The following is an 11893-nucleotide window of genomic DNA, read 5'->3' on the forward strand; positions in this document are numbered from 1 at the left end:
ACCATTCCACTCATAAAAAAAGGGGAGCCTGGCTCCCCTTTTTCACGTCACAAGTACTTACTGGTACTGCTGGCCAGGAATTGGCTTGAGGTTGACCTCTACGCGACGATTCTGCGCACGACCATTGGCGTCGGCGTTGCTGGCAATCGGTTGGTCCGGGCCCAGACCACGAGCCGTCACGCGGCTACCATCCACACCCTGGGAGGTCAGGTAGGTCACGACCGACTGGGCACGACGCTGGGACAGGTCCATGTTGTGCTGGCGGCTGCCGGTGCTGTCGGTGTAGCCGACCACTTCAATGGTGTTCTGGTTGAACTGCTTGAAGGAGTTGGCCAGGTTGTTCAGCGGCGAGTAGAAGCTTGGCGCGATGTTCGCCGAGTCGGTGGCGAAGGTGATGTTGCCCGGCATGATCAGCTTGATCTGGTCACCCTGACGCTGAACTTCAACGCCAGTGTTGGCCATGCTCGCGCGCAGGGCAGCTTCCTGCTTGTCGGCGTAATAGCCGTAACCGGCTGCAGCGGCGCCCACGGCTGCAGCGCCGATCAGCGCACCCTTGCCACGGTTGTCATGGTCGATGGCAGCACCAGCGATGGCACCGGCCAATGCACCCAGGCCGCCATACTTGGCGGTTTTGCTCATCCCGGTGGAGCCTTGCTGCGCCTGCCCCTGGCTGTCGTACGGGTTGGGGCTGGCACAACCGGTCATCAGGACGGCAGCGGTAGCGACGATAATCAAACGACGCATGGTGAACATGGACAAGCTCCTACTGTAATTCGAAAGTGCAGCGGACCGATTGACGTATCGGTGCCAGCCTTGGAGTGGCAAACATCAGAAAAATTCCCTGAAAAATCAGGCCCGGACAAAAGGATTCTGGCGCATCTCGTCGCCCAGGCGGGTATCCGGCCCGTGGCCGGTCACCACCGTGGCATCTTCATCGAGGCTGTACAGGCGCTGTTTGATCGAGCGAACGATAGTCGCCTGGTCGCCGCCCCACAAATCGGTGCGGCCGATTCCGCGCTTGAACAGCGTGTCGCCGGCAATCAGCAATTTGGCATCGGCAAACCAGAAGCTCATCGACCCTGGCGTGTGCCCCGGCGTGTGCAAGGCCACGCCGCAACCACAGGCCAGCTCCTCGTCATCGGCCAGCCAGTGATCCGGCGAAGGCACCGGGGTGTAGGGCACGCCGAACATCTGGCACTGCATTTCCAGATTGTCCCAGAGGAACTGGTCTTCCTTGTGCAGGTGCAGGGTGGCGCCGGTCTTCTCCTTCAACAGGCCCGAGGCCAGGAAGTGGTCCAGATGCGCATGAGTGTGAATGATGCTCACCAGCTTCAGGCCATGGGCCTCCAGGCGGGCAAGGATCTGTTCATGGTTGCCGCCCGGGTCGACAACGATGGCCTTTTTGCTGATCGGGTCGCCAATGATGGTGCAGTTGCACTGCAAAGGGCCGACGGGGAAGGTTTCGCGGATGAGCTGAGGCTGTGCAACGTGCATGGGAAATCCAGTGAAGTGAGGGTCATGCCTGAAACGATCCCCCTTCATAACCGCAATTTCGCATTCTGACCAGCCCAGTCTGACGAAACCCAGGCACAACGAGCCTTACAACGCGTCTCATTGATCTCGCACAAAGCAAGTCTGCAATTGCCGCCTAGACTTGCTGGGGTCAAACCTGCCTGCGCGCGCCTGCGCAAGGAGCAGCTGCACCACAACAACAAGAGGAAGTACCTGGATGTCTATTCCCAAACTCAAGGCGCTTGTCTGCGCACTCGCGATTTCCGCTACTGGCTGGGCACAAGCAGCCGATCCGATCACCATCAAGTTTTCCCATGTCGTCGCCGATTCCACGCCCAAAGGCCAGGGCGCGATCATGTTCAAGAAACTGGTGGAAGAACGCCTGCCCGGCAAGGTCAAGGTAGACGTCTACCCGAACTCGTCGCTGTTCGGCGACGGCAAGGAAATGGAAGCGCTGCTGCTGGGCGACGTACAGATCATCGCGCCGTCGCTGGCCAAGTTCGAGCAGTACACCAAGAAGGTGCAACTGTTCGACCTGCCCTTTCTGTTCAACGACATCGACGCCGTCAACCGCTTCCAGCTCAGCCCCGACGGGCAAGCCCTGCTCAAGTCGATGGAAGACAAGAACATCACCGGCCTGGCCTATTGGCACAACGGCATGAAGCAGCTGTCGGCCAACAAGCCGCTGCGCGTACCCGCCGATGCACGCGGATTGAAGTTCCGCGTACAGGCCTCGGCGGTACTGGAAGAGCAGTTCAAGGCGGTCCGGGCCAACCCGCGCAAGATGAGTTTCGCCGAGGTGTACCAGGGCCTGCAGACCGGCGTGGTCAACGGTGCCGAGAACCCCTACTCGAACATCTACAGCCAGAAGATGCACGAGGTGCAGAAGTACATCACCGAGTCCAACCACGGCGTGCTCGACTACATGCTGATCACCAACACCAAGTTCTGGAATGGCCTGCCGGCCGACGTGAAGCCTGAGCTCGAGAAGATCATTACCGAGGTCACCCAGCACGTGAACCAGGAAGCCGAGGCGCTGAACCAGGGCGACAAGGAACGCATCCTGGCAGCCAAGACCACCGAGATCATCACCCTGACGCCCGAGGAACGGGAACAATGGCGCACGGCGATGAAACCAGTGTGGAAGAAGTTCGAAGGTGATATCGGCCCCGACCTGATCAAGGCGGCCGAGGCGGCCAACCAGGCGCAGTAAGCCCGCAGGCGGGCGCTGCCCACGAGGCGGCGCCCGCTACCGTCACGCATCGGAGAATACGCATGAATGCCTTGCGGCGTATCTGGGAACATTTCGAGGAGGGATTCATTGTCTTCCTCCTGGCCGCCATGACCCTGGTGACCTTCGTCTACGTTATCCTCAACAACCTCTACACCGTCTTCTACAGCCTGGCCGAACGCTGGACCGCTACCGCCGATCTGTTCAATGGCATCGGCGACCATGTGATGGACGCCGCCCAGTCCATGACCTGGAGCAACGCCCTGACCAAGGCGCTGTTTGGCTGGCTGATCTTTTTCGGGCTGTCCTATGGTGTGCGCGTGGCCGGTCATATCGGCGTCGATGCGCTGGTCAACCTCACCAGTAAATCCACCCAACGCCTGCTCGGCCTGATCGCCTGCCTGTGCTGCCTGGGTTACGCGGGCCTCCTGAGCATCGCCAGTTTCGAGTGGATTCACACCTTGTTCGTCGCCAGCATCGGCGCCGAAGACCTGGGGCACTTCGGCATCATGCAATGGCACATCGGCCTGATCGTGCCGGTGGGCTTTGCCCTGGTGTTCATCCGCTTTGCCGAGATCTTCGTACGCATTCTGACTCACCGCCAGACCGGCCTCGGGCTGGCTGACGAAGCGGCAGACGCGCTCAAACTGGCCGACCAGGAGGACGACAAGAAATGACCATCCTCTTTCTGTTCGTCACCCTGTTCGTATTGATGTTCATCGGGGTACCCATTGCCATTTCCCTGGGACTGTCCGGCTCGCTGACCATCATGCTGTTCAGTCAGGACTCGGTGCGCTCGCTGGCCATCAAGCTGTTCGAGACCTCCGAGCACTACACCCTGCTGGCGATCCCATTCTTCCTGTTGGCCGGCGCGTTCATGACCACCGGAGGCGTGGCCAAGCGCCTGATCGACTTCGCCAACACTTGCGTGGGGCATATCCGCGGCGGGCTTGCCATTGCCGCGGTACTGGCGTGCGTACTGTTCGCGGCGCTCTCCGGCTCAAGCCCGGCGACGGTGGCGGCTGTGGGTTCGATTGCCATTGCCGGCATGGTCCGCTCGGGTTATCCACAGGCCTTCGGCGCTGGCATCATCTGCAACGCCGGGACCCTGGGCATCCTGATCCCGCCGTCGATCGTGATGGTGGTGTACGCCGCCGCCACCGAGACTTCGGTGGGAAAGCTGTTCATGGCCGGCGTGGTACCGGGCCTGATGCTGGGCCTGATCCTGATGATCGCCATCTACATCGTGGCGGTGAAGAAGAACCTGCCCGCCCTGCCTCGCGCCACTTTCAGGGAATGGCTCAGCGCCGCCCGCAAGGCGGTCTGGGGCCTGCTGCTGATGGTGATCATCCTCGGCGGTATCTACAGCGGCATGTTCACCCCCACCGAGGCAGCAGCGGTGGCTGCGGTGTATTCAGCCTTCATTGCACTGTTCGTGTACAAGGACATGACCTTCCGGGAAGCACCCAAGGTGCTGCTGGAGTCGGCCAAGCTGAGCATCATGCTGATGTTCATCATCGCCAACGCCATGCTCTTTGCCCACGTACTGACCACTGAACAGCTGCCCCAGCAGATTACCGCCTGGGTGATCGACGCCGGCCTGACCCCGGTGACCTTCCTGCTGGTGGTGAACATCGTGCTGCTGGTGGCCGGCGCCTTCATGGAGCCATCGGCGATCATCCTGATCCTGGCACCGATCCTGTTCCCGATCGCCATGAAACTGGGTATCGACCCAATTCACCTGGGGATCATCATGGTGGTCAACCTTGAAATCGGCCTGATCACACCGCCGGTGGGGCTGAACCTGTTCGTCACCTCGGCGGTAACGGGAATGCCACTGACCGCCACCGTGCGGGCAGCCATGCCGTGGCTGTCGTTGCTGGTACTGTTCCTGATCCTGGTGACCTACGTACCGTGGATCTCGCTGGTATTGCCGAACATGTTGGGCATGTAGCGTCCTGCAGGGGCGGCGCCGTCTTCGGTGCTGCCCCTGCAGCATTTCACGGCAGATACAGGTTGAACACCCCGCCTCCCAACGCCCCGCCATTGGCAATTTCGATCCGCCCCTTCACGCCGTCGCGTTCGTGCAGCGCTGCAATGCGCGCAGCAAAGTACAGCCCCAACCCGGTGCTGCCACTTTGCGCATCGATGCCCTGGGCATAGTCTTGCTGCCGTTCGAGCATGTGCTGGGAAAAGCCCGGGCCATCATCGTTGATGCTCAGCACCAGTTGTTCGCCTTCATCACTGACGGTGATCAACAGGGCGTGGCCGGCATAGCGAATGGCATTGTTGAGGATGTTGGCAATCACCGAGCCGACCAGCTCACGGTCGAAAAAGCCCAAGGGGCTGGCGGTGTCGATGCGCCAGCTGGCGAGTATGTCGCGGTGCTGCAGCAGGTTCTGCTGGGCCGCTAGCTGGGCCTCGATAAAGTCGTCCAGCTCGTGGTAGTCCGGGCACAGGGGCAGCTGATTCACACCCAGCTTGTACAGCCCCAGCAGTTGCACCAGCATGCCATTGAGGTGGGTGAACTCGTGCTCCATCACCCCTTGCTCACTGCCCTCGCGCTGCCCTTCGGGCAAGCGCGACAGCCATTGGCTATGGGCCTGGGTGAGCGCTGCCAGGGAGTTCTTCATGTCGTGTACGGTGGAGGCGATCACCGTGGAAAAGTCCAGCCCCTGGTCGTTCTGGTTCATGCGCCAAACGCTCGGATATGCAGTTTGCGGTAACGGTCATAGCGGCTGTCACTCGGCGGAATGCCAGCCACACAGGTCAGGCAGGCACGGCACTCTTCCATCACGGCCGGCCCGGGCGTTTCGCCGCCCATGCGCATCAGCGCCTGTGCGGTGTTCAGGGCGATACTGATGTTTTTAGGCTGTAGCGTCAGGGCGCGACGGAACATGCCCAGCGCCTCGTCGAGTTGACCGGCCTGGTAGCTGCGCACGCCTTTGCGGTTGACGTCGACGGCTTCGGTGATCGCGTTGAGCACCGTGGGGTCGTCGGTCAGTTGCGATACGCTCTGCATCACCTTGGGGTCATCGCCGTAGGTTTCCACGCAGCTCTTCAGGATCGCGATACTCGCCCCATGCTGGTCGAGTTTCTGCAGTTGCGCCGCAACCACCAGGGCCGCGTCCACCGAGAAAAACTGCTCCATCTTGTCGAGCCGCACCAAGGCCTGCTCGGTCAGCTTGCCAGCGGTTTCGGCATCACCGGCCTGCAGCAGGCTCGCGGCTTTCATCAAGCGTGCCCGTACCTGCAGGCCCTGGTCCTCGACGTTTTCCTTGGCAACGTCACTGAGCACGGTGTTGATCTCGACCCGGGTGCGAGCATCCAGGCCATTGCCGGCGTTCTTGCTCATCAAGGCCTGGACCAGGCCCAGGTTGCTTTCCGGATCCTTGTAGCGGGAGGTCTTGCCCTGGCTCACGGCGTGCCGATAGGCCTTGGCAGACGCCTCGAAATCCTGGTTGGCCATGGCCAGCTTGCCCAGCATCATCTGCCGGCGTACCGCCAGCGGCGAAAGGCGCACCGCCTCCTCCAGCACTCCCTGGGCACGTTTGTTTTCACCCTGCGCCATCAGTACATCGGCGAGGCCGTCGTAGAGCCCAGGCATCATCGGGAAGGCCTTTAGCGCTTGCTCGTACACCCCCTGGGCCTGGGCGATCTGGTTGCGCTTGAACAGCATGCTGCCCAACGCTGCATAGGCCCAGGGCGTGGCGCGGCTGGCAATGATGGCCTTGAGAAACTTGCCCAGCTCTTCAAAGCGGTTCAAGTCCCGCAGTGCGTCGGCGCGATAGCGCAGGCACAGCGGCGCAAAACGCGGGTCACGTTTGCACAGCGCCGCGCAGGCCGCCAGCACTTCAGCCGGACGTCCACGGTCCAGGGCCTGCAGGATCGGTTTGAGCAGAGTCTTGCGCTGCACCAGTTTTTCCAGGCGCTGGGCCAGGCCGATCCGGTTGAAGGGCTTCGTCAGATAGGCGTCCGGCTCATGCTCAAGGGCACTGAGCACAATGGCCTGGCTGCTTTCGGCGGTGACCATGAGGAACACACACTCATGGCTGATCAATTTGTCGAGGATCAGGTCTTCGAGCACCTGCTGGCCGTTTTTCTTGCCGTCGCCCAGGTGGAAGTCCTGAAGAATGAAGTCGTAGCGCTTCTGCCCGCACATGCGCAGGGCCTGTTCGCCACTGTCGGCGGTGTCGACATCGCGCACGCCCAACTCGCGCAGCATCGAGCGGGCCGAACTGCGGAAGTCGGAATAGTCATCGACGATCAGAAAGCTCTTGTTGCTGTAGACCTGCATCCATGAGACCTGACATGGCAAATAAAAAAAGGATGCACAGACCTGTGCAATCCTGGGCTGGCTTCGCGGGACGAACGTTTTCGTCGTACTCGCACAGTATCGGCCGCACAGGGCAATAGCTTGAGCCAGAGCGCTGTCAAAGGCGGATGACAGCCGGGGCAGTGGTACGGCGATTGATGGCGTTGCGCCATCTTCGTTCAACCCCAGTGGATCGTAAAGCGCCGCTGCCCCAGGCAAGGCAGCGGCGCAGGGTGACACTCAACGGGTGAAGATCTGCGCCGTGGTAATGGCCATGTCGCCGCCCGGCAGCTTGATCTTGCCGATGGGCTCCAGGCTGTCGGCGTCGAAAATCGCTACTTCGTTGTAGGTGCCGGCGAGGTAGATCTTGGTGCCGGCCTTGTTGAAGGCAATGCAGTAGTAGCTGTGATCGAGCGTGGCTGATTTGAGCAGCTTTTTCTCCTTGATGTCGTACTTGGCCAGGCGATTGAGCACGCCATACACCAGGTTCGGGTCAGTGGGCGAACGCATGCCGCTGAAGTAGATTTGGGTCAGTGGACCGAAGTCGACGGTTTGCGTCTTGCCGGTGGCAAGGTCGATATTGAAGAAACCATAAAGGTTCTCGGCCGTGGCCGGATCGCGTTTTTCATCCTTGAATTTCGCCGTGGTGTAGAGCAGCGAAAAGTCGTTCCGGTAAGTCTGCTGGTTCCAGATGTAGAGCACATCCGGCGCGCTGTACAACGGCCGTTGCCAGTTGCGGCTGGGGATGATCACCTCGAACTTGCCGGTTTGCACATCCACCTTGTAGATGTCCGCGCCTGCCACGTACAGCGTGCCATCGTTGCCGCTCTGCATGATGGTCAGCTGGCGCGGTGCGGGGAAGCTGCGCACAGGCTTTGCATCGAGCCCGGCATTGCTGGCGTACACGTCCAGGCGCGGCGGCTGCACCTCGTAGCGGTCGTTAAGCATGCGCGTGGGATTGGCGACGGTGTAGATCTCCTTGCCGTCGTGACTGACGGTGAAGGAGAACATCGAACGTGCTTTCTCGCCCGGAAGCTGTGTAATGCTGGCGTGGAACACCTGTTTGCAGCTGTCCAGCTCGACGCCATAGATATCGGCGTAATGGTTGTTCAGCACATAAGCGATACGCCGGTCCGGCGACAGCTGCACGGTGCCCGGGCCAAAGGCGTCGGGCAGTGGGCAGGTCTTGTACAGGCTGTCACTGGCCAGCTCCAGAACGTGCAGGTTGTTGGGGTAGTTGACGGCGACCAGGTACTCCTGCCCAGGGTTCAGGGCCTTGCCGGCATCGGCAAGGACGACACCGGAACTGGCGGCACACAGGGCCAGCGCGGCCACGCCGCGGGTTGCAATCTGAAGCATGCGAATATCCCTCTTGTTGGGCTCGGGGCTCATTTGTCGTCCGGGAATACCGTGCCCAGGTTGCGCCAGTTGTCGTTGGACGCCTGGGCGTCCTTGTTCCAGTCCGGGTAGGTGCTCATCATGTCCGGCACCTGGGCCGGCCACCAGCAAGGGTCGGAGCAGCCATACAGGTCGGCCTCCATCGGCTGGCACAACGACGAGACGCCACCAAAGGCGTCGATTTCCCAGCCCGGGTCGGTGGTCGAGGCGCAACCCGCCACCGAGTTCATCGCCAACACTTCTTCGATGCGGTTCTCGTCGGCAGCCTGTTCGAGCTTGAGTGCTTTATTGTTGATCGGCTTGAGATGCTTCATGTCAGTGAACCTTGCGCGGTGTGATGTAGCGGCTGATGAACGCCGGGTTGACGGCCATGATCCGGCTGTAGACCTCGATACCGAAGTCCACCCAGTCACGCATCAGTTCGCAATAGTGGTAGGTCGGGTGGGCCGGGTCGCCATAGCGGGCATAACTCTCGTGGTAGCAGCCGCCGGAACACAGGTTGCGGATACGGCAGCTGTCGCAGCCGGTGTTGGTACGGTCCAGGCGCTGGGACAGAAAGTCGTTGAGCTCCACCTGCTTGACGCCACTGTGGACGTTGCCGAATGTCGGCAACTGCGAGCCGGTAAAGCGATGGCAAAGGTTCAACTCACCCTTGTGGTCGACCGCCAGCATCTTCAGCCCGGCACCACACGGCAGGGCTTTCTTGTGGCCTTCGTGAATGTCGGTGATCAGCTGGTGCAGGTTGGAAAAGCCGATGTTGCGATGCTCCAGCGCTGCTTCCAGGTAGCGCCGGCCGAGCGCTTTCATGTTGGCGAAGACCTCGATCAGCTCCTCGGCGCTGAGGTTGTAGGTGCTGATATCGCCGCTGGTGACCGGGGCAAAACCGACCTCGGCAAAACCCATTTCATTGAACAGATGGTCCCAGATGGTCTCGACGTCGGTCACCCCACGGGTCAGGGTCACCCGCGCCCCTACCGGACGGCTGTCGTAGCGTGACAGCAGCATGTCGGCCTTGCGCCGCACCACGTCATAGGTGCCCTGCCCGCCAACGGTAATGCGGTTGCGGTCGTGTACGGTCTTGGGCCCGTCGATGCTCACCGACAAGCCGAAGCGGTGGGCATTGAGGTAGTCGACGATCTCTTCGGTAAGCAGGGTGGCGTTGGTGGTCATGACGAACTCCACCCGCTTGCCAAGCTCACCGAAGCGCTGCTCGCAGTAATCGACCATGTACTCGATCAGCTTGCGGTTGCTCAGCGGCTCGCCACCGAAGAACACCACGGTGTAGACCGACTCGTCCGGCGACTCCTTGAGCAGCATCTCCACCGACGCCACGGCAGTCTCGACCTCCATGCGCTTGCCGGCAGAAGGCTTGTCCAGGTCTTCCTTGTAGCAGTAGGTGCAACTGAGGTTGCAGCCGGTGTTGACGTTGAGCACCACGGTATTGAGCGCGGTCCGCTCGACCCGCTTGAGCGCCACCTCGGGGCTCAGGGGCGAGCCGTCGCTGACCAGCTCCAAAGCGATCAGCTCACGCAGGGTTTCATTGACTTGCGTGCCATCGAAGCGCGCGCCCAGGCGCTGCACCAAGTCTTCACTGGAACAGCCCTCGCGGCGCAAGGCATCGATGATCTCCCCGGTCAGGGCATCGCTGGCGAACAGCGAGCTGCTGGGAATGTGGAACAACATACGGGCTGCATCGACCTGCACTTCATGCAGGTTTCGCTCAACCAGATTCAGAATAACGCCCATCGCAACCTCCTCGAATTCTCGCTCATGGCCTGGTCAAACCACCCCCTTACGGGATGGGCGGGTTGTTCCAGCGCTGCACGGTCACGATCATCTGGCCTTCACCGGTGTGGGCCTTGCCGCCATCGTTCACGGCCGCAATGACCTTGAGGTTGCCGGCGTTATTGGTCGACATCTTGCGCGCCGGGTTCGGCCCGGCATCACCCGGGGTGAACACGCCGCTGTCGGCCTGCATGGTGCCGGCGAACTTGACGTCTTCGTCCTCGCGGGCCTGCTCATCGAACGGTGCGACACTCCAGGTGGCCGGGAACAGGCCGATGCGATAAGGCTTGCCGTCGGCGCTTTTGCCCCAGGCTTCGGCATCGAAACGCCCCTGGACCTTGGGTGTGGAGCCGCCGCCATCACCGATGCGCGCCACCGAGAATGCCGGCACCACCTTGACCTCGGCGATGTCCCGATAGACTGCCAGCTCACCGCCATTGAGCTTGCCGACGCTCACCGGCTGCACTCCCAAAGTGGCGTTGCCTGCGACCTTCACCCGGACCTTGATGCGTTGTGGCGTCTGCTCCAGCACCTGCAGCACCTCGACACCCGGCCCGAAGTCCGGCTTACCGGACAGGCCGCTGCCGATCAAGCTGATCTGCGCTTCGCTGCCCGCCTTGAGGTAGCCTGGCTGTACTGCCAGCAGGCGTGGCTGATCTTGCCGAGCGGCGACAAAATCCAGGCCGCGTTCGTCATGGACCTTGTCGAACATCCGGCCTTTCATTTCACCCTTCTTGACGGCAAACACCTGACGCATCGCGACACCGTCCACGGTCACGCTGGCGCGCCATTCATAGCCGCTGTAGAGCACCGCACTGCCCTGTCCCTTGAACGGTGAGCCGTCGGCGTAATGGCCGTCGATGGAGACGGCGAACTGATCATTGGGCTGAGCTTTTACGCTCATCACCCCAGCCAGCTCGCCCTTGCCTGGCAAGTGGCCGCTGAAGCTCCAGTCACCGGCCAGGGCCTGGGCCTTGGGCATGGTTTTTTGCCACTCGCGCCAAGCCGGATTGTCCAGCGGATAGCGCGAAGCGAGCAGCGGCACCATCTCCTTGCGGGCCAGGTCAAACCAGTCGCGGTCGCGCGACAGGGCCTGGTATTCCAGCGACGGCCATTGGCCCAGGTGGAAGTTCACCAAGCGCTCCCACTCTTGGGCCGGACGGCGCTGCAGGGCAACCCGCGCGCCGGAGTGACAGCGGCCGCACATCTGCTGGGTCTGATCGTCGAACTGCTCGACCGTGTTCAGCCTTCGCTCCAGGGCATAGCGCACTCCCTCGGTTTCGCTCGGGGCCAGGCCCTGGGTATCGGCCAGGTACTTGACCAGCGTGCGGCGGTCTTCATCGCTGATCTGCAACTGATGCATCGTCTGCATCCGCGCAATACTCATCAACCAGCCTTCGGGCGTCTTGCGCTGATGGCTGATACGGCTCAATGCATTGTCACCTTCGGGCAAATGGCAGCCCTGGCAGGTTTCCTTGAGAATCGCCTGGGCTTCACGCGCCTGGCCTACCTGTGGCTGCAAGGCCAGACCTGCAACCAGGGCCAGCAGGCCACCGGCACTGGCGAACCTGAGTCTTTTGTTCATCAATCACTGACCTCCCACGGGACATTGTTCTTATCGTTATTGGTGTCGCTGTTCTTATTGGTCTTTG

11 protein-coding genes are annotated in these 11893 nt (G+C 61.3%); 3 read left to right on the forward strand and 8 right to left on the reverse strand.

What is annotated here, in order from left to right:
* Positions 1–57 precede the first annotated feature (57 nt).
* Together ABVN19_RS18595 and ABVN19_RS18600 are read right to left on the reverse strand one after the other, a co-directional pair.
* Positions 58–753 (reverse strand): OmpA family protein, encoded by a 696-nt coding sequence (locus ABVN19_RS18595; protein ID WP_028944154.1) that lies wholly within the window; start codon positions 751–753, stop codon positions 58–60.
* 96 nt (positions 754–849) lie between these two features.
* Positions 850–1494, reverse strand: a complete 645-nt coding sequence (locus ABVN19_RS18600) for an MBL fold metallo-hydrolase (protein WP_105641628.1) — start codon at positions 1492–1494, stop codon at positions 850–852.
* 235 nt (positions 1495–1729) lie between these two features.
* Here ABVN19_RS18600 and dctP point away from each other — a divergent pair, with 235 nt between their 5' ends.
* The 3 genes from dctP (at position 1730) to dctM (ending at position 4697) form a co-directional block, all read left to right on the forward strand.
* Entirely contained in the window at positions 1730–2725 is a 996-nt protein-coding gene (gene dctP / locus ABVN19_RS18605; RefSeq protein ID WP_028944152.1) for a C4-dicarboxylate TRAP substrate-binding protein DctP, read from the forward strand.
* 62 nt (positions 2726–2787) lie between these two features.
* Positions 2788–3420, forward strand: a complete 633-nt coding sequence (locus ABVN19_RS18610) for a TRAP transporter small permease (RefSeq protein ID WP_028944151.1) — start codon at positions 2788–2790, stop codon at positions 3418–3420.
* Entirely contained in the window at positions 3417–4697 is a 1281-nt protein-coding gene (gene dctM / locus ABVN19_RS18615) for a C4-dicarboxylate TRAP transporter large permease protein DctM (RefSeq protein WP_028944150.1), read from the forward strand. The genes ABVN19_RS18610 and dctM overlap by 4 nt, the downstream gene beginning before the upstream one ends.
* A gap of 46 nt (positions 4698–4743) precedes the next feature.
* Here dctM and ABVN19_RS18620 read toward each other — a convergent pair whose 3' ends face one another.
* The 6 genes from ABVN19_RS18620 to peaA form a co-directional block, all read right to left on the reverse strand.
* Entirely contained in the window at positions 4744–5436 is a 693-nt protein-coding gene (locus tag ABVN19_RS18620) for a HAMP domain-containing sensor histidine kinase (RefSeq protein ID WP_105641629.1), read from the reverse strand.
* Positions 5433–7040: a tetratricopeptide repeat-containing response regulator gene (locus tag ABVN19_RS18625; protein ID WP_028944148.1), complete on the reverse strand. Its 1608-nt coding sequence runs from the start codon at positions 7038–7040 to the stop codon at positions 5433–5435. Before ABVN19_RS18625 ends, ABVN19_RS18620 begins: the two co-directional genes overlap by 4 nt.
* Positions 7041–7298: 258 nt before the next feature.
* A complete protein-coding gene (peaD, locus tag ABVN19_RS18630; RefSeq protein WP_028944147.1) occupies positions 7299–8417 on the reverse strand; it encodes a quinohemoprotein amine dehydrogenase subunit beta in 1119 nt (372 codons plus the stop codon).
* Between the two features lie 29 nt (positions 8418–8446).
* Positions 8447–8770, reverse strand: a complete 324-nt coding sequence (qhpC, locus tag ABVN19_RS18635) for a quinohemoprotein amine dehydrogenase subunit gamma (RefSeq protein WP_028944146.1) — start codon at positions 8768–8770, stop codon at positions 8447–8449.
* Between the two features lies 1 nt (position 8771).
* The gene (gene peaB, locus ABVN19_RS18640) at positions 8772–10202 is read right to left on the reverse strand and encodes a quinohemoprotein amine dehydrogenase maturation protein (RefSeq protein ID WP_028944145.1); all 1431 of its coding nucleotides are present in this window, start codon (positions 10200–10202) and stop codon (positions 8772–8774) included.
* A 46-nt stretch (positions 10203–10248) separates the two neighbouring features.
* A complete protein-coding gene (gene peaA, locus ABVN19_RS18645; protein ID WP_028944144.1) occupies positions 10249–11826 on the reverse strand; it encodes a quinohemoprotein amine dehydrogenase subunit alpha in 1578 nt (525 codons plus the stop codon).
* Between the last annotated feature and the right edge of the window lie 67 nt (positions 11827–11893).

The organism is Pseudomonas vranovensis, assembly GCF_040438935.1.
GTDB classification, from domain to species: Bacteria; Pseudomonadota; Gammaproteobacteria; order Pseudomonadales; family Pseudomonadaceae; genus Aquipseudomonas; species Aquipseudomonas vranovensis.

Coding starts and splice junctions, on each gene's coding strand:
- ABVN19_RS18610 (WP_028944151.1), top strand. CDS start 2,788: ATGAATGCCTTGCGGCGTATCTGGGAACATTTCGAGGAGGGATTCATT.
- dctP (WP_028944152.1), top strand. CDS start 1,730: ATGTCTATTCCCAAACTCAAGGCGCTTGTCTGCGCACTCGCGATTTCC.
- peaB (WP_028944145.1), bottom strand. CDS start 10,202: ATGGGCGTTATTCTGAATCTGGTTGAGCGAAACCTGCATGAAGTGCAG.
- ABVN19_RS18620 (WP_105641629.1), bottom strand. CDS start 5,436: ATGAACCAGAACGACCAGGGGCTGGACTTTTCCACGGTGATCGCCTCC.
- ABVN19_RS18595 (WP_028944154.1), bottom strand. CDS start 753: ATGTTCACCATGCGTCGTTTGATTATCGTCGCTACCGCTGCCGTCCTG.
- qhpC (WP_028944146.1), bottom strand. CDS start 8,770: ATGAAGCATCTCAAGCCGATCAACAATAAAGCACTCAAGCTCGAACAG.
- ABVN19_RS18600 (WP_105641628.1), bottom strand. CDS start 1,494: ATGCACGTTGCACAGCCTCAGCTCATCCGCGAAACCTTCCCCGTCGGC.
- peaD (WP_028944147.1), bottom strand. CDS start 8,417: ATGCTTCAGATTGCAACCCGCGGCGTGGCCGCGCTGGCCCTGTGTGCC.
- dctM (WP_028944150.1), top strand. CDS start 3,417: ATGACCATCCTCTTTCTGTTCGTCACCCTGTTCGTATTGATGTTCATC.
- ABVN19_RS18625 (WP_028944148.1), bottom strand. CDS start 7,040: ATGCAGGTCTACAGCAACAAGAGCTTTCTGATCGTCGATGACTATTCC.
- peaA (WP_028944144.1), bottom strand. CDS start 11,826: ATGAACAAAAGACTCAGGTTCGCCAGTGCCGGTGGCCTGCTGGCCCTG.